General features: G+C 40.6%; 12 protein-coding genes. All 12 read right to left on the minus strand.

Features of this window, described 5'->3' with window-relative positions; all coding sequences use genetic code 11:
* Positions 1-176 precede the first annotated feature (176 nt).
* Positions 177-5,324: a DUF5057 domain-containing protein gene (locus EUBREC_RS09815; protein WP_012743009.1), complete on the minus strand. Its 5,148-nt coding sequence runs from the start codon at positions 5,322-5,324 to the stop codon at positions 177-179.
* 32 nt (positions 5,325-5,356) lie between these two features.
* Positions 5,357-6,841, minus strand: coding sequence for a PulJ/GspJ family protein (locus tag EUBREC_RS09820; protein WP_012743010.1), 1,485 nt, complete (start codon positions 6,839-6,841; stop codon positions 5,357-5,359).
* An 84-nt stretch (positions 6,842-6,925) separates the two neighbouring features.
* A complete protein-coding gene (locus EUBREC_RS09825; RefSeq protein ID WP_012743011.1) occupies positions 6,926-7,435 on the minus strand; it encodes a pilus assembly FimT family protein in 510 nt (169 codons plus the stop codon).
* 87 nt (positions 7,436-7,522) lie between these two features.
* Positions 7,523-9,841: a hypothetical protein gene (locus tag EUBREC_RS09830; protein ID WP_012743012.1), complete on the minus strand. Its 2,319-nt coding sequence runs from the start codon at positions 9,839-9,841 to the stop codon at positions 7,523-7,525.
* 2 nt (positions 9,842-9,843) lie between these two features.
* Complete coding sequence (locus EUBREC_RS09835) at positions 9,844-11,229, minus strand: type IV pilus modification PilV family protein (protein WP_012743013.1); 1,386 nt, start codon at positions 11,227-11,229, stop codon at positions 9,844-9,846.
* Between the two features lie 119 nt (positions 11,230-11,348).
* Complete coding sequence (gspM, locus tag EUBREC_RS09840; protein ID WP_012743014.1) at positions 11,349-12,155, minus strand: type II secretion system protein GspM; 807 nt, start codon at positions 12,153-12,155, stop codon at positions 11,349-11,351.
* Between the two features lie 11 nt (positions 12,156-12,166).
* Positions 12,167-14,059, minus strand: a complete 1,893-nt coding sequence (gene pilM, locus EUBREC_RS09845) for a pilus assembly protein PilM (protein ID WP_012743015.1) — start codon at positions 14,057-14,059, stop codon at positions 12,167-12,169.
* Between the two features lie 180 nt (positions 14,060-14,239).
* Positions 14,240-15,001 (minus strand): prepilin peptidase, encoded by a 762-nt coding sequence (locus EUBREC_RS09850; RefSeq protein ID WP_012743016.1) that lies wholly within the window; start codon positions 14,999-15,001, stop codon positions 14,240-14,242.
* Between the two features lie 18 nt (positions 15,002-15,019).
* On the minus strand, positions 15,020-15,481 hold the full coding sequence (locus tag EUBREC_RS09855) for a type II secretion system protein (RefSeq protein ID WP_041254109.1): 462 nt from the start codon (positions 15,479-15,481) through the stop codon (positions 15,020-15,022).
* A gap of 784 nt (positions 15,482-16,265) precedes the next feature.
* Positions 16,266-17,240 carry an Rpn family recombination-promoting nuclease/putative transposase gene (locus EUBREC_RS09860; protein WP_167527328.1) on the minus strand — a complete coding sequence of 325 codons (975 nt, stop codon included), beginning with the start codon at positions 17,238-17,240 and terminating at the stop codon, positions 16,266-16,268.
* A gap of 748 nt (positions 17,241-17,988) precedes the next feature.
* Positions 17,989-18,513 carry a hypothetical protein gene (locus EUBREC_RS09865; protein WP_012743023.1) on the minus strand — a complete coding sequence of 175 codons (525 nt, stop codon included), beginning with the start codon at positions 18,511-18,513 and terminating at the stop codon, positions 17,989-17,991.
* Positions 18,514-18,516: 3 nt separating this feature from the next.
* Positions 18,517-18,663: a hypothetical protein gene (locus EUBREC_RS17740; protein ID WP_012743024.1), complete on the minus strand. Its 147-nt coding sequence runs from the start codon at positions 18,661-18,663 to the stop codon at positions 18,517-18,519.
* Positions 18,664-18,785: the final 122 nt, after the last annotated feature.

Genomic DNA, 18,785 nt, shown 5'->3' on the forward strand with positions numbered 1-18,785 from the left:
AAAATATCCGCAATCGTGCGCATACTATCTATTTTATCAATAAGCGCGGATAATTCAATAAAGAAAGTATAAAGAAACAGTAAAAAAACAGAGACTATATAAATGGTTTATATAAGTCTCTGTTTGATAAATTGTGCTTAAACGAAAAGTATGTGATAGCCAGGAGCCTTTGAAAACTAATCCAAATCAGCAAGACCTACACGCTGTATCTGGAAGGTCTTGTATGCCTTTGCTGTTGTAGTTTCTTTATCACCACCGCTCACCTGTGACTGGTAAATCTTACTATATCCTACGGCATAAATCTTTATAGAATTAGCTCCCTCCGGTAAAGCACTCAATGGTACCTTTACCTTATATGTCTTGTTATTTTCAAAGAAGTCCCTTGGATCCTTATTTAATTGACTGTTTTCTTTACTGTTATTTATCTGTTCATTTTCTGTTCCATCATTATTCAGTGTATAGATATCCCAGTCCACCTTCTTTAAGTAAATCTTATCATTTCCGGTGCCAATCGTTTCATCTTTTGGATTTTTTTGCGGATCCTCGATATAAAAGTCCAAATAAACAACAGTTTTTTCATCAATCTGATTTCGCACAAGGTTTGAATCCTTTACCGTAAAATAAACATCCTGCGTACTGTCTGCACCATCTAGTCTGGCATCCGCTTTATTAGCTGCTTCTTCTTCAATGGCATCATCAATAGTTGCATATAATGTAGTTATGTCATTTGAATCAGTATCTGCATTCTCTTTAAGATAAATTGACGGCTCATGAACTGATGCACTATATGCAGCAATCATAGTGTTTATATAAAGTTTCAATTCATCATCATTATTTGAGAAATCGGAATGTCCTACACCTGAGTATGTTACATTTCCCATTGTGTAAATATAATAATTATTTCTTACATCCTTTGGAGACTGCTCATAAATTCCATGGTTTGACAAGGTATACCATACAACAATATCACTCTCACCATCACCATCAGCATCCTGATTCATATCCAGCTGGTAGTACTGCTTATGAGTGGTAGCTATATTTATTTCGTCAGCAATCTTAAAAGGATATGTGGTAATCTGTCCTGAATTAACCTTGACTGCCTTATTAGTCTTAGCTTCAACATCATTACCATCTAGCCCTGAATACAGCCTGTACTCGCCATGATCGTTACCATTATCTTTCCACTGATACTGATTTAAATCTGCATAAGTAAATCCCTGATTCTGTCTGACAATAACTGAATTATCAGATTTTGGCTCATATGCAATATCAGTATTATTCTTTTTGGCAGTCTGTACAGCTTTATCAAAATCCTCATCAGTACTCTTTAATGTATTGCCCTTCTTTAAATACTCATTTGACAGGATTCCATATCTGTCCAGTCCGACAGTATCACGAATTATAGAGTTAAACTTATATCCCCAGACATTATTCTCTCGCGTATCATTTTTATTATTACAAAATGATGTTGTATCATGAGCAAACAATACCGGTTTTCCTGACTGGATATATGCTTTTATTTTATCGAGATGATTATTTGTATTATCAATATCATAACAATCACCAAATCCAATCACAAGCATATCGTATGTCTGCAGCTTATCACATACCTCATCCATTTTAGGTACGTTGTCATAACGAACTGTTTCTATATCCAGGTCAAAATCCTTCACTTGACTAAGTAATTTATGAAACTTTGTATTGCTATCATTCTTCTGCGTCTGCATATCAAAATTTCCCCTAAAGTCCTCATTATGCTCCAACTTTGAATTAATCTGAAGAATCTTGACTTTTGTAGGACTGCCTTTTGAATTTTTGACATACACATATCCGGATTTCTGATCATATCTGTAGCTATTTGTAGCCTGACTCACACGAAGCTGCCAAGGCATAACTCCTACAAATCCATTCGGCAAATCATAAACCAGTTTATAATTATAATTGCCTGCATTCAGACTATACATATATTTACCATCATCACCCATTACCGGATTCACAATAGTACCATCACAATATAGTTTTATTTTATTTGCAGCTATTCCTTCATTGGTCGTCGAAAACTTACCATCAGAATTTGAATCCAAGAACAGCTGTGCATTAAAACTCGCTTTAGAATCCGCACCACCTGCATTGTTTATTGAAAATTCCAATGTAATCTGATTATTACTAATCTCAACATAATCTGTATCTTTTACTTTTTCCTGCTCCTTGAGTAATATTTCAGGTTTTTCAGTAGTCAGGTAGGTAACAAGGTCAGCTGTCTCATTTGACTGTTTTTTTAAATTTCCCTTGCTGTCCACTTTAAGAACATTGTCTTTATCTTTTGCATAACATAAAAGAGTAAAAACATTTGAACAGTTGTCTATATACTCCTCATTAATTCCTCTGCCATAAACAGTAGAGAAAAAGCCATCTGAAAAGACGACAGGAAAGCCCGCCTTTATATAATCCTCCAATTCTGAAACCTTCTGCTTAGTAATATCATTGCCTGAGCCTCTGTATGTGTTTGGAGCAGTTAAATAATCAGCATTATTTCCATTATTTCTTAATGTAAGGTTAGTATTAAGCTTCGTTCCATCATTTATATAATCAGTATCCAGCAATCCCGCATGACCATTTTTGAGCATATTATATCCCCAATAGTTTACATAATCATTTGGATTTATAACAACAATGTCACCAACATTTGAGTATTTAAGCCCATCCATTTTCCAATCATTATATACTGTATGACCATCTCTATAATTCAGATTATCGGCTACAAGTCCCATATATATCATATCATAATTATTGAGATCCTCTATTCTTCCAATAAATTCTGCACTCGTAACCCTTGTTATTGTAACCTTTTTTTGCTCCGGACACCTTGTTCCAAGCCACTTTTTAAGCTTATCATAATTTAAAGCGTCAGACTCATTTTTTACAGTTCCGGGCTCTATATCCAGTATGTTCAGACTATCTGTCGGATTTATAATGTCTCTTTTATCGGCATACGATATGATATAGCTTAAAACTATCGCCTTTGAAATCTCCTTGTCATAGTATGCATACTCGTCCTTTCCAAGAGTATCATTTTCTTTTTTCCTGCTTGTATTCTCTGAGTTGATATACTCTGCTATCTCGTCAAAATTCTCATTTTTAGCTGCTTCGACAAATTGAGTTTCATCTTCATTTGCAATAAATGCAGAAGCAAAATCATCTCTTAAAACAAATGGCACATCCGTACTAGGATTATAGTTTCGTGGAATGACATATTCGTTGCCAATTACAAAACCTTTTGTATGGGTTTTACTGTCAACTTTATAATACTTTATGTCATTATTCCAATTAATAAAATTACCAGCTGAGTCCTTAGTAAAATTCAGCGAGCTGAAATTGTTACAGCTCAAAAGACCTGCAAGCTTTTTAATATTACTTGAGTAGTCTGCACTTGAAGAAGCCCACACAATACCATTATCCACTATAACAGGCATCATTATACCACTCTGGTGTACACGCTGGACTATCTGCTTTACCTTGTCCCATGAAATGTCATTATCAGTATTATATTTTGCAGCATCGTCTCCTAAATCCTTTGAAAGGACGGACTTTGAGCCGGAAAGATAGAGTAAATCAATTGTTGACACATCTATCTGCTCAAGCTCCTTGGGTGTGACCGTTTTTACATTGAAGGTCATATTGGCAGTCTTATCAGCATCGCCTGTCTTGCCCTCCTGGTTAAATACACCTGTTCTGAACCAGTTATTGTTCTTGAAACCACCCTTATAATATATGCGTGTGGTATTTACAGGATAATCAAGCGAGCCGTTTTTATCAGCCTCCATTATATAGTCACCTTTTCCCTTACCCACATAGGTATATGTCTGGCTGTCCTTAACTATATCAAAATATCCGTCTGTATCAGTGAGGATTACCCTGCCTGTGTTACCATCATTATTCTCTGTAGCAGAATCAGCTATTGAAGCGTCATCTGAAATATCATCTGCGCCGGTCTTACCTGCCGGCTGATTGTCCTGTGTGCCATCATCTATCTTCTCGTATGGATTCTGTGAGTCAAGCACTGCTCCATACTCGCCGGTCTCATCGTAATTAAACTCAATAGGTACCTTAGTATCCACCTCGTAGTAGGTCTCGTCATCAGTGATTTTACCTGCAGGCACATACTCCATCTCAACCGTACAGTATGTATACTTCTCATAATCCGGCTTACTGCCATCAGGCAGACTTGCCATCCGGTCAGCTCTTGCAACAAATTCATATGGTGATGTGATATCTGAATTGTCTTTTCTGTAAATATATGCCTTTGGGTCATATTTTGCTATGTTTTGCATGCCCTCAGCAGAACCAATGGCATATGCGCTCTTTATAGAATAAACCACATGCTTGTCTGATGTGTCATCTGCTGTGCCTGTATCTGTCGTATTGTCTGTGCTGCTATCGATATTACCATCTGTACCGCTGTCTGTATTTCCATCAGCTTTCTGTGAATTATCAGTCTCTACCAGATACTTGGTATTTGTCATGCCATCCGGCAATTCGACTGCAGTAAATGCAACACTGTAGTAGCCTCTTTTTCCGGGTGCCTTAATTTGATTGCCATTTTCAGTCTCTGTATTAGAGCCATCTGCGGTACTTCCTGTACTGCCTGTATTACCGGTACTGCCTGTATTACCGGTACTACCTGTATCCACAGATTCAGAGCCATCTTCTGTCTCATCCTCGCCCTGCATGAAAACATAATGGTCAACATTCTGTCTGTAATGACCTGTAGGCAGTCCATCTTCATTTACAGCAAGCTGGTAATCAGTGTTGAACTTGTAGTCACCCTTCTCCTGCTTTGTCATCTTGTAGCCTTCGGTGCCCTGATTTATTTTATCCATATCCACAAGGGCAAGCTCACTCCAGTCATTGCCCTGATTGACATAACTTTCCTCATACGGCTCATAGTAAAGGGGCTTTGTGTTGTCCTTTTCCTCTGTAGTAATAGGCGCAAGCTTTTCTTTCAGGCTTTTCATATAAGCAGCCCTATTCGTTGCACCTTTTCCCTCTGTGTCAGACATCTTTGACAGTGTACCAAACCAATTGTCAGGCTCCTGACCATCAATCAGATAGCCAATGGATGCCATTTTCTTGTCAGGCACCACCTCCACTATATTGAAGGGCTTGTCCTTGCCATGTGAGCTGACTATATCAGATATTCCATTGAACGCTACATTTGCATCGACCTTTGTTAGGCTGTCATTCAGCACAAAAGCTGCCACAACGAGACATCCTGTAAGTGTGAGCGATATTGGAACCACTATTTTTTTTCTTAATTTGCTCATTGCGATTGCTCCTTTGTAAAAAACTACTTTGTTTAATAATATGTGTAAAACGTAATTGTATTTGACTTAAATCCCGACTCTTCCTCAAGTCCAAGCCAGACGCTGATATTTAATTTTTCTCCGACAAAAAAATTTTTTCCGAGAGTGATATGCATTTTTTCATTTTGATTACCATCTACAATATGATAATTAAGATAGTTCCTATATTTAGGATCATCTTCATGACCTTCTGCTCCGGTTTCTCCGGCAATCTCCTTTGAACTAAACTTAAATATTCCATCAGGCTCACCATTGCCATCAGGACCATAAATCAGCTTACCATCATCGCCCATTTTAAAGGATATATCTCCCTTGTACTCGGTTGCACCCGTTGAGCTGACACTTTCTACCTCCATATGCCATACAAAATCCTTAATCTGATATTTGCCATTTAATGAAGATTTTTTTAACTCCCCTTCATCAATAAACAATTGATGCGTCTGTCCTAAATCGAAATGCTTATCTGCATCACAATGCAGAATATTGATTGGATGTGCTATGTTTACAGTTACCTTTGCCGTCAATGACGGATCGTCTATGGATGTTACGGTGATGACTAATTGATCTGTAGTTTCATCGCTCATCAGTTGTACATCATATACATCACCATTAGCATTAAAGTTTCCACCATTTTTGTTTCCTGAATGATCCCATGTTACGTTTTTTGAATCATACTTTCCACCAAGTATCTTATCAGTAAACTTTAAATTATTATTCGTTTTCTTCATCTCATAGTATACTGTTCCGTTGGTTACATCCTTGCCTTTGTAATATATCCTTATTCCTTTAGGTTCTGCCGGTGCCACATACTCCACATCTGCCCCAGTCGGCACCTTATTGCGCATAGTGAAGTTCTGTTTTGATGTATACTTCTTGTCCCCTGCCTTAAAGTCCACGACAATTCCGACAGAATTCTTGCTTTCTGCCTCGCTTAAATCAGGTGTAAAGCCTGTGACATTTTCTGCCATAAGAGATTCCTTGCCCTGACCATCCGCCTTCACCGCACCAGTTGCAGGATCCAGTGTATCCTTTCGCAGATAGATTTTGTGCTCTGACGGTCTGTATATGATATTGTATGTACAATCCTTGTTGTAAATAATCAGCTTGCTGTCGGATGATGTTTCCTCAGATGATGCTTCTTCGGATGACGCTTCTTCCGCTGATGCAGTTGCAATATAACCGGCCTCAGGGGCTGCCGATGCCACCTCCACCGGCGCTGCCACTGTAGCAGGCTCATACTTAACGCCCTTTTGCGCATCAATTATCAGGTCTCCTATCTGATTCATCGTAAGCTGTGCCTCATACTGTAAATCTACGTCCTTTGAAGCGTATTTATACTGCTTCGTGCTCGTACCGATAAAGCCCACAACAGCCAGACCCAGTATTCCCATTATCGCCATGACAATGACAAGCTCAACAAGTGTAAAGCCACTGTTTTTCATATTATTTGATTTGTTCATGCGCCTTAAAAGTTTCATGGTTCATCTTCCTCTCCGATTTCATCATACAACCTTATAACAGCCTTGCGTCAAAATAAAATATTCATCATTAAACTATGTAAATTACTCACATACCACCTTGCCGGTCTCCTTGTATATCGTGATAACCTTCTCTGTGCTGTTTTTTTGAATCCAGATACGGCTGCAGCACTTACCATTGGCATCAGGCTTCTGTGCACCTGAGCTTCTGTCAAACTGAAGCATTATACTGCCTGAACTGTTCAATTGTGTCTTATCACTATAATCATCCTTCATGGAATAATATACATCAATCCTGCTCTTTCCGATTTTGCTCGGAGCAGATACTGTACCATTTATGGTTGTCTTATAATAGTAGGCACCATCTGATGCATCCTTATATATCTCAAGAACTGCGCTGTCCTTTCCCATCGTGGTAACTCTTGTTTTGTTAATTATCGATTCAATATTTCTGGCACACTGCTTCACCTCAACACCCATGACCGAACGAATGGATATGGTTGCCGCACCTATAAGTACGACAGATATCGCTATCACTACTATAAGCTCTACCAGAGAGAAACCGCCATTATTCTTTTTTTCTGTTACAGACATATTGGATTCCTCCCTTGTATATATCGTCAAAATTTGCCAAATATAAATATTTCGCAGCTGTTTTGCGCCTTAAAAGCCGCTTGTTTTCTACTCCTTGGTCCAGTTCTGGTATGTAATGAGCGTAGCATAATCTATTTTTGTATCTGCCTCTTTCTTATTTGAAAAAGAAGAAACATTACCCAGATAGTTGGCACCGTCCATGAACACATCATACAGGTGCAGTGCATCGTCTGCATCACTTACCTTTTCAAGAAGCAATGCCTTAAATAGCTCCTGAGTACCATTATCAATCTCGCACTGGTCTTTGTTTACAATTATCCTGCCCTTTGCAACTATGGTACCTGTAAAGTCAGCATTCAGTGTCACATCTCCCGTAGCAACAATTATATCCACATTGTGTGATTTGTCATTTGCATCATAGCTGTAGTCGCCGTTTTTGACAATTGCCTGGTATTTTTTTCCCTGATACTCAGTCTCAAATATATGTTTATTACCGGAATTTGGCACTATTTTCAGCAAATTGGTATTGTTAACTATATTTGTAAAAAGCGAAACACTTGCTGCATTTGTCGGTAAATCCGCATAATTTGTCAAAAGCTTTGAGTTTAGTGCAGTATATGTGCGCTGTAAAGCATCCGACTGTGCATCCATGTCCACACCATCAGCTATGCCCTTCAAAAGGCTTAAATTGCTGCCATCGTAGATGCTGTAATTGCCGGCAGTATAGATGCTTGCAGCCTCATTTACCTGTATGCTGTCAGTATAAAACTTAGTGTATCTCTTGAGCTTGTCACTGTCTGCACCAAAATAGTCACTGTAATACTCAGCAGCCTTGTTCGTTGGCAGATTGACATAATAGTATACAAGTCCATCATCACTATTATCAGTAGAAGGAACAAAGACCTTCTTTATACAGTTGTCGATTGTCTTTGACTCCGGCAGATATGCTGAGAGAGCCTTACCTGTCTTTGTGCTGACCACATTAGCATTAACTTCAGTATACTTTGTCTGATCCTGTCCTGTTGCCGTGATATCCTTGTACTCCTTATAGGAGAGTGGATTCTTGTTGTAAAGCGATTTGGCATCCGCACCATCTCCACTTGTGCCTATGCACTCAGGCGGCACAAGATATGCTATCTGGTCACCCTTTACAGAGATTGACTCACCCATGGCCACATTGCTGTTTTGTGTACCCACACTACTTGAGTTTACAATAGCCTGTGTATTGATATATGCGGTTCCTGCCAACATAAGCTCCCTGATATTTGACATATCAAGAGATGCCTTCCTGCCGTTTATGATAATAGCAGAGCTATCGCCTGCGACAGGATTTTCCTTGTCAGCGCCTCCATTGCCAAAGCCGACGTACTTCGCATTGTTATTCTTATTATTCTTTCCAAGTGTGACATTTGAGCCTGTACCCTTTAAGGTCATGTCATCTGCCACATATGTCATGCCATCTAAATTGACTGTTGCACCATTTACATTTATATTGCTTGTCCACAGCTGACACTGTGAATCAACAGAAAGTGTACTGTTATTGTGTACACCCGCCATGTTCTTTTTTATCGTAGCAGTATCTTTTCCGGCAAAGTCTCCCACCTCTATATCGCCCTCTGCAATCATATAGCTGGTATCCTTTACATCAAGTGTAGCATTGTTTGGAATGGTAACACTCGTAGTAGAAGTTCCTGTACCTGCCGCATTTTCACAGCCAGCGTAGAGATTACCGGATAGATTTACTTTATTAAGTCCTGATATAATATCCAGTCCTTCATTTCCAACAAGAGAATATGTAAAAAGCTCCGGAACTCCTCCCGATGCTGTAAAGCTCATGGATGGAACTCCCAGAGAAATGTCTGTCTCTATTATTGATTTAAATCCCTTTTCATCGGTATACTCTACCCTGATGCCATTAATGACTGCGCGGCTGTTGTATACCTTGAGCAGTCCATTTCCATTTTCATCGGCATTTACCGCCTTGACCACAGCGTGTGGCTTTGAGTTTTCGTCTGTGAGCTTACTATCCACATAGTCTTTAAGCTTTTCAGTTTTATAGTGCATACCGGTATTGTCAGACTCAAGACTTCCCTTTAAGCTCTTTAAATACTCCTGCGCAAATATACTCTGTCTGCCGGCCTCATTTATGCTGCTGTCAGAGTAATTCTCCATAACCTTTGTATATCCTGCTGAGTAAGCCTTGGAAATATCTCCCTGCAGACCGGTACATATCTGATCCAGCACTCCCTCTGCCGAGTAAAAGTTATCTGTATTTTTTTCGTCCGTCACCTTCATCTGGAGGTTCATAAGCGCTATCCACAGCACAGTCACAGCTAAAACAGCCACTATAGCCATTGCAACTACAACCATCACAAAGGAAGCACCACGGTTATCGTTACGCTTCATAATTAATACCCCATGCTTCCGGTCATCGTAACAACCGGGTCTTTATCCTTAAATATATCATCCAGTGAAGCCTTGCTCTCGTATACAGCCACCTTCACATCATACAGCCTTTCAGATGCATTGCTTTTTGTCAGATTCTTTATATCGACAATTGCCTTTACATCATTCTGAATTACATTGTTATTAAAGCCATATATAGCTTGATCGGGCTGTAGTGGATTATCCGGTGCTCCCATATTTACATTCAGATTGGTGGCTATATGAGTATAAGCATGACCTGTACGATTTCCCGGCTCACTTACCTTCACATATGCCTTATATGTACTCTCCTTCGTGCTCAACTCTGACTGATCCGATATAGTCTTTTGCTTTACAATGTTTACCGTGCAGTCCAGCTTGTCCTTATTATTGATTATAATGACATCGTTGCAGGTATTGTAAAGTGTTCCTGTAGATGTGTACCATGGATTGTAAAACAGATAGACATTCCTTAGATTATGGTTCACAGTATCTGAAGAATTATCATAAATCACCATGGTATAATCATCCTTCAGTGCACTATTCGGATCCGGAAAAGTCTTTCTTACTCCATTCTTATTGATAGAATATGAATACGACACCGTAACCTTGGTAGCCTTATTACTCGAAGCTCCATACTTTTCTATATCTATGGTGATAGTTCTTTTGATATCCTGCTGAGTGATGCCGCCTACACCAGGCATATTATTAAATGCATATATAATATTTGTAGCAGAATACTTGTCTGCACTCATGCAGTCAAAATTTGCATCCATGGCCGACATATCCGCTACCTCGTCCATGTTGTACTTTTTAACCTTATTGTCCGACTCTGCGTCCGATTTTGCATCCACTGTCACAAGAGCATTGTATTTCTTTGTGCCTGACTGCACACCAGACATATAGAAATAATACTTGTGCGCATCCGACTCCCTGAAATTCCAAAGCGATGTATCGCTTATTTTGGCTGATGCATCAGTCTTGTGGATACAGCTAGTGATGATATCGTCCTTGTTTACAATCTCAGCACTGATATCCTCAAGCCTCTTTACATTATCAAACTTACCCGACTTCTTAAGAAGCTCACATGCACTGCTTCCATCTGATATATTAAAACCGTCCGCCACATCAAAGCCCTCCGACGGATAGTTAAACTGATATGCCAGTGTCTTCATGGAGTTCTTTTCAATACCCTCCATAATGTTTGTCGCCAGATGTGTAGCATTCATCTCGTTTTTAGCCTTTACATTGGTCTTTGTAGCTGTGACAAATGCATTCAAAAAAGGAAGCACGATTATTGCGAGAATAGCAATCGACACAATAATCTCCACAAGTGTTACTCCTCGATCATCGTTTTTTAGCTTTCTCAAATCTGCTTCCTCCCCTCTTGTATTTTGTTATCTCATAACTCAATAATCTAACATTTGATATTTATCACTTACGGTCTCAATAACCCGCTAATCTAATAACCTAATATTATAATAATCAGTTAGTTTGTTGTACCAAACAGATTATTTGTACCATGTGGTACTGCAGGTATGTATGGTGCCTCATATGGCTTATCAAGTCCATACAGGAAATATGAATCCACAAGCATCTCACCTGTCAGCTTGCCTGTCGAATCATCAAAGCTCACGTTGAGCGTGCTGATAGTTTTCTTCTGTGATGAACCAATCACCTCTCCAAGCATAGCCTTAAGCCCATGATACTCTGTCTTGAATGCCATAACTGTGCTGACATCATAAAGCTGATAACCTGTAACCGTAGACTTTGCAGAGCCTGTTGATGTACTGCCATCAGCTGCACTGCCGTCGCCTGTCTGTGACTGAGAGCTGTTGCCATCAGCGGTCTGAGAGCTCTGCGAACTGTCTGCATTACTGCTATCCGTGGTACTGCTGTCTGAACTGCTTCCTGACGAAGAATCTGTACCGGCTTCACCCGTCGGATTATTCACATCAATAGCTGTCGGTGAGCCGACTGTAAGCTCTGTAATATTTGTATTGGTAGATTTCTCGATAGCAACCGCATCCATGATGCCGTTTTCTATCTGTAAATATGAAGGGAAATTGTCATATACCTGCTGCATGGCATCAGACATATCCTTTGTCTTCTTTGTGTAGTCATCCGCCTTTGCCGCAAGTGCTGAAAGCTGATTGTACTGTGATTTCAGGTTCATATTTTCGCTCTTGAGCGAATCCCTCTTATTGGACTGCGGCATAAAAATCAAAAAATATGTCAGTGCTAAAATGGCAACACCCGCTAATATAATAAGTAACTTTTTATCTCTCGTTGACATCCTAACACCCCCTACTGATTTGTACTGTCTGTATCTGATGATGAATTACTATCCGTCTGTGCCTGTGATGACGCATCTTTTGATGTATCATCTGGCTCACTGCCCGTGCCATCCGCCGATTCAGAAGCAGCACTGTCGTCTGCCTTTACATATGTGCAATCTACTGTGAACTGAACCTTTGAAGCACCGGTCTCATCAACCTCCTCTGTGATGGTTGACACATTGGATACCATGATACTCTCAAATGTACGAAGCTGTGCAATCACATCAGCTGCTATATCCTTGCTGCCTGTCTTTATGGTCATCGAAACACCATCAGTCGTAACAGACATGTTCACAAGCTTGGCCTCTGACGGAAGCTTCTGCTCCAGCTCATCCACGAAGCCAGTTATCTCATCATTCTTGTTGGATGAGGCACTCTCAAGAAGCTTGGTCCAGTCATAGTCCTTCTTGGTCTGGTTGTACACATCATATATATTCTGTGCATATGACAAATCAGAAACACGAGCTTTAAGTGTCATATTGTCTGAAGTTAAAACAAGATTTGAAAAAATACTGTATGCCGTGATACCAACTGCAACTACCACACACAATCCAAAAATGAGAAGCTGCACCGCAAAAGAAACAGGCTTTTCTGCTTCCTCCCCTGCCGGTACGGGAAGAGGCTTCCCATCAGGACCGACAGGTGGTTTTCCCTGCATACCTGCCTGTGCACCGCCGGGTGTCATAGCACCTGCAGCTGTTCCTGCCATAATCGGAGCACCGATTCCCTTGTTTTTCTTACTGTCAAGTATATCAAGCGGGCTCAGTGAACATCCGACACAGTTGAAATACTCTGCCAGCTTTGCCTCTGCGAGGTTTATGCTCTTTGCCACATGTATGCCGTCAAACTGCTGGAGCGGAACCACCTTGACATTGAGCTCATTGGTCAAAAGCTTTGAAAGTCCGCTGAAATCAGCACCTAAGCCTATGAGGAAAATTCTCTCAATAGGAGTATCTGAGTTTCTCGACTGATAGTAGTCTATTACTCGTCCAAGACTGCTTATCAGATTGGAAAGTGCATATGAAACATTCAGACGAAGCTTCTTAAAACGCTCCGAATCAATCTCATGCCCCATAGGATCCATTACACTGCCTGCAGGCTCATCCGGCACTGTACCATCAGGCTTTATTGCAAGGCAGGTCTTTCTGCGTGCCACATCAACTGCATCGGTAAATGACAGATACTCTCCAAAAAGCTCACTATCCTGAATCGCCTCAATAGCATCAGCAAGTCCATGGTTGACATTGCGCTGCAGCTTTACCATGCTTCCATCCATTACAGTCAGTGTGGTAGAAACCTCATCCACCTTGACAGTCACCTTCACATCTCCGGGAATCTCTCTTCTCATGAGCTGCTTGATGGCATTTCCACTATAGTCAAGTGCTACAAGCTGCAGCCTGCAATCAGCTGCAAGAGCACCATACGACAAAATAAGATCATTAGGCACAGCAATAACCGAAAGACGTAATTTCTTTTCTTCCGGTCTGTCAATCTTCTCTATAATCTGATGTACCAGCTTGTACTGGCTCAAATCCACCGGAAAATAATCCGATGCATTCATTGCAATCATTTCCTTAAGCTGTTTTTCCTTAACAAGCGGAAGCTCAATATCTCTGCTTGCTATACGCGCTGAATTTAAAACAAAAACAGCTTTTTTGGTGGAAATCTTCTTTTCCTTCAGCTTACTGTATAAGATAGAACGAAACATCCCATCCGGCTGTACCACTCCATCATCAATCATCCCCGGTGGTGTCGGAAAGCCGAACATATTGTAAATCTTGGGATTTTTTGCTTTGTAATCAATCTCAACTACTCTGGTAAGGTTCTCCCCTATTTCAATACCGAGTACCCTATTTGCCATAACCTAGTCCTCCGTGTTTATCTTTGTTTTACACTGTATACATCTGTAAAACATTCGTAACTGTTCAGTTACAAACATTCTATATATATATTTCGGCATATCTGTGTTTTCTCTGCTTTTGTCTCACTGCTTGTCGTACTACCTGTTTTATATTAAGTACGCTATATTATAACACGTTTTTCAAAAGCCTGCGAGTGTCAAATATGCCGATATCATTTTCTCACCCCATAGCATCGAAATAAATATTCCGGCTGCCAAGTACGGTCCCATCGCAAGCCTGTTGCCTGCGTTTGTTACTTTCATACGAATCAGATGTATCACGGAACCGATGATGCATCCTAAGAAAAATGCTAATGTAATATTCTGCCAGCCTATCGCAAGACCTGCACATGCCATGAGCTTGACGTCTCCGCCACCTATGGCTCTTCCTCCACTTACAAGAAGAAGGATTTCAAGAAATAAACTGACACAAAAGAATCCTATCACATATTCAGACCAATTATCATGGTCTAAAAACACATGCAGGATTCCAAGCACCAGTATAAATATATTGATTCCTAATGGAATTTCATATGTTCTCCAGTCTATAACACTCAGAACTATGAGTGCAGATGTAAGAAAGCAGTAGATGATACTCGTAAGTTCAAGTCCATTTACTGCAAATACTACTATGTATAATATACCGTTTAACGCCTCAATAATAGGGTATTGAGGTGATATCGGTTCTTTGCACTTGCGGCATCTGCCACGAAGAAACAGCCAGCTGAAAACCGGCACCATATCGTACCACGCGAGCTGATACCCGCATCTCATGCAGTGGGACCTTTCGGTCACCACTGTCTCATGCTGCGGTATGCGGTAGATACAGACATTTAGGAAGCTGCCTATAACTATACCGAATGCAAATATTAAGATGTAGATGGGTATCAGTTCTGTGGTCATGGTTGGTAGTCCTTTTATTTAACCTTCATTCTTTATGAATTTACCAGCATCATTTTCATCAACTTTATAGTAAGCATCATCACCACCCGCTATTGTATATGAAACACTTCCGTTTGATGGAGTATATGTGATTGTAATTGAAGTCCAGTTTTTACCCTTCAATTTAGCACCAGTCAATCCCGAATCAACGATTGCCGCATCACTAGCTCCAGTGGTAATACCTGTACCCTCAATCACAATTTCAACATCAGCAGTCTGATCCTCTTTATCAGAGTAATATGCTTTTAATGAGGATGCAATACTATCGCAGTTCTGAATATCTGTAGCTTCTCTTGACTTTTCAACATACTTCATAAGCTGTGGAGCAAGTACACCTACGAGCACTGCCATGATGGCGATTACAACAATAAGCTCTACGAGAGAGAAACCTTTGTTGTTCTTCTGTTTCTTTCCTAACTTTTTAAATACATTCTTTACCATAGTTCTTTTCTCCTTTTCATTATAACATGGTTTTTTGTGCAAAGAGCTGTGCCCTATCAGCATCTCTTTGGTTTGTATGCGCTCATTGTACCATAAATCAAAGCATAATGCAAGTTATTTTCTAGTACAATAGTATCATTACTGTATAATTTTTTTCGCCTTTTTTAGCAATTTTAACCAAATTTTAACCGTTTTATTGCATTTAAATCATATTTTTTCAAAAAAATTATATTTCAGGCTATATTTTGGCACAGTGTGAGGGGCTTCATTCCATGTGCCCGGCTTGTGCACGCTCTCTCTCGTGAGCGAATAGCGGAGCTGCCTAGATACTGTTGAATTATGCACACGATACACAGAAATGAGCTGCCACCGGGATGTAATATATATCATTGCTGTTCAAACGCAAGCTTGACACCACGCTGTCAAGCTATGCGCCAATGCGTCAACTATTGTCAGATTACAGCCCCTGCCTCGTAGAGGCACTTTTAATGGGCTGTAATCGTTACTGGTCACACTGTGGGGTGAGCAGTAATGCTCAAGGAGAACCGCGCCACGGACGGCGCGTTTCGACGGTTTCGTCGAGTATCGTAAATCTTTAAGGCATAATTCCTACAGTATCTTGGCTGCGTAGCGTAGCTCACGTGAGAGAGTGTTCACAAGCCATGGCTCATGGGATGAAGCCCCGTCCTACTGCCAATGCCTGCAATTATCTCAACAAAAGAAGAAGCAGCCTCCGGGCTCTCGCCCAAAGATTGCTTCCTCTAATTTACATTTCACTACAATATTAGCTCACAAGCCATTTTTTTACAGTTTCCTCATCAAAATCCACGCATTCAGCTATATCTTCTATTGAGTGACCTTTTTTCTGAAGTTTTAAAGCCGTTACTTTTGCCTGACGAATTCTGCCTTCTTCTCTGCCTAATTCTCTACCTTCTTCTCTGCCTAATTCTCTGCCTTCTTCTCGGCCTTCATTTTTCTGCTCTTCCCATGCCTTGCACATATCAATCACCTCTTCTTTCTCATCTATGTCTATATCCGTTCCTGCAAACAGGTTGATTGCCTCAACTGTCTCTCTGTCTACATTGCTAAACTTCTCGTCATTCTGCAGCACTTCCTGCATTTTTTCCTTATCATACGCATTCTGCAGTACCTCGAAAAGCTGCCTGATTGAGGTTCTGAATCCTGTAAAGTCGGTTATCTCCCTCGGTGCCAGCAGATTAATCCTGTAATCCGGTATGAATGGCAGAAGCTCCTCGTCCACATCACCAAACATATCTGACAGCCTCCTTGGTCCATCCCATTCCTTTGTCCCGAGATACACTGTAATCGTAATTACTGGAATCAACTTATCCTCTTTCGTAAATCCCGAGAGAAATTCATCAGAAGTTGCGATATCCTTTTCCCTGCGGTGCTTTTTGGCTGTTTCCTTTACCTGATTGCCATATGCCATGACATCATAAAACATGTTTTTTACCGGAATGGAATAGTGTATATCCGACTGATTTTCTACTCCTATCAGTACCACATATGATTTGCCGGTATATTTGATGCTGGCATTTTTGAAAATATCCCTCAGCTTCTGCACCGCTATGATCTTTTTGTCAAGCCCCAGTGCGGTCAGCACCTCTGTCGTGTCCCTTTCCTTAAGGTTTTCCGGCAGTATGACCTCTCTTCCTCCATACAGTATATTGTTGCACAGGTCAGCAAACCTGGCATTGTCAGCAAAGTATTCCTTTGCCACTGAGTCTTTTGCGCTCAATCCTTCTCCTCCTGTTCTCTTGTGTGAGCAGGAAAATTTGGTGCCAATGATGGTACAGTGGTACAGTTTATGAAGTATACATGTGCAGTCCTTCTTTATGTTATCTATATGTTATCTATATGTTATCTATATGTTTTCTATATGTTTACATTATGATTATCACACTGTATACAGTTCATCCGCATTTTGACTACATTTTCTGCATTCTGTCTACATACGGCATTTCAATTTTCCTGCTGTTAATGGGTAATTAAATCATTGAAAACTTCCATGTCCTTTGTAGAATGATGCGAAGTGGTCTGCCCTCTTCAAAGTGGTGTGCACCTGAAAAACTGTTATGTGGTGCCGCTTACAGAAATATAATGCTTTGAGTTGATTGTAGCATAGCGGTAGTTCTTTGTCATCATAATTTTTCCTTTTTCATACTTATATTTTCATTCTGCCACAGCGCAAGGGGCTTTATCACGTGAGACCAGCTGGGGCACGCTCTCTCTCGTGAGCGAATAGCGAAGCTGCTTAGATACTGTTGAATTATGCACACGATACACAGAAATGCCCTGCCACGGATGGCAGGGCAAGGAGAACCGCGCCATGGACGGCGCGTTTCGACGGTTTCGTCGAGTATCGTAAATCTTTAAGGCATAATTCCTACAGTATCTTGGCTGCGTAGCGTAGCTCACGAGAGAGTGTGTGCACAAGCCATGGCTCATGGGATGAAGCCCCGTCCTACTGCCAGTACCTACAGCTGCTATGCCAGCTTCTTATTTTTCTCGAGAAGCTCATAGATTTTCTCGACATCATAATCCGGCTTCATAGACAATGCCGCTTCGTAAATTGGAGCGATAACCTCCTCTTTTTCTTCCAGGTCATCTGCTATTTCCGCCACGCTCTTGTCCTTTTGCAGCTTTTTTACAATCAGAGAAATTATCTTTTGTCTTTCTCCTAATTCTCTGCCTTCTTCTCGGCCTTCATTTTTCTGCTCTTCCCATGCCTTACACATATCAATCACCTCTTCTTTCTCATCTATATCTATATCCGTTCCTGCAAACAGGTTGATTGCCTCGACTGTCTCTCTGTCCACCTTGCTAAATTTTTCATCGTTCTGCAGCACTTCCTGCATTTTTTCCTTATCATAAGCATTCTGTAATACCTCGAAAAGCTGCCTGATTGAGGTTCTGAATCCTGTAAAGTCGGTTATCTCCCTCGGAGCCAGCAGATTAATCCTGTAATCCGGTATGAATGGCAGAAGCTCTTCATCCACATCACCAAACATATCTTACAGCCTCCTTGGTCCATCCCATTCCTTTGTTCCGAGATACACTGTAATCGTAATTACTGGAATCAGCTTATCCTCTTTCGTAAATTCTCTCTTTAAACTGATTGTAGCAGAGCTATGATGTTTTGTCATTATATTTTTTGCCACAGCGTAAGGGGCTTCATCCCCCTGAGACCGGCTAGGGCACGCTCTCTCTCGTGAGCGAATAGTGGAGCTGCTTAGATACTGTCGAATTATGCACACGATACACAGAAATGAACTGCCACTGG

Origin of the sequence: Agathobacter rectalis ATCC 33656 (assembly GCF_000020605.1) — a bacterium.
Classification (GTDB): Bacteria; Bacillota; Clostridia; order Lachnospirales; family Lachnospiraceae; genus Roseburia; species Roseburia rectalis.